Source organism: Cupriavidus sp. WS, from assembly GCF_000395345.1.
Classification (GTDB): Bacteria; Pseudomonadota; Gammaproteobacteria; order Burkholderiales; family Burkholderiaceae; genus Cupriavidus; species Cupriavidus basilensis_B.
The window spans coordinates 1-543 of sequence record NZ_AQPL01000186.1 but is presented as its reverse complement, the minus strand read 5'-3'; the positions used below and the strand labels follow the sequence as shown (position 1 = coordinate 543).

General features: G+C 69.6%; 1 pseudogene. It reads left to right on the top strand.

Features of this window, described 5'->3' with window-relative positions:
* Nucleotides 1-337 precede the first annotated feature (337 nt).
* Nucleotides 338-543, top strand: a pseudogene (locus K206_RS38385) (4-amino-4-deoxy-L-arabinose transferase); the annotation flags it as partial.

The window sequence follows — 543 nt, the reverse complement described above, 5'->3', positions numbered from 1 at the left end:
CCCCCGCCGCAGGCGGGGAACCCCGGCGGTCGTGCTAACATTGCGCGCCGCGCCACAAGAGGGCGCGGTTTGCCGTTGGCGAGTACCGCCCGGGCGGCCTGCGCCGGCATGGCTTCGGCTTGTTGTCCACCGAAGCGGCCGCTGCAGCGTTGTGATGTGTTTCCTGCACGCGAGCCGCCCCCGAATCCGCCCGATCCGGGCTGGCCACCGGCACGCGATGCACTGGCACACCCACGGCCGATCCGGCGCACCCGGCGGCACGGCGCCATGCCGTGCCCCGCCGGGGATCGCCCGTCATCATTGCCATGACGCCCATCCGACCGTTTCCAGGAGATGTATGCGTAGTTCCGTGACCTCGCGAGATGCTTCGCGAAACACCGCGCAGGGTGTTTCGCAATCCGCCGGCCTGCCGCTGGGCGCGATTATCCTGGTCAGCCTGCTTATTCTCCTGGTCTGGTTCGGCACGCTCGAGGCGCGCCACCTGCTGCGCTCGGACGAAGGCCGCTACGCGGAAATCGCCCGCGAGATGTTCGCCAGCGGCGA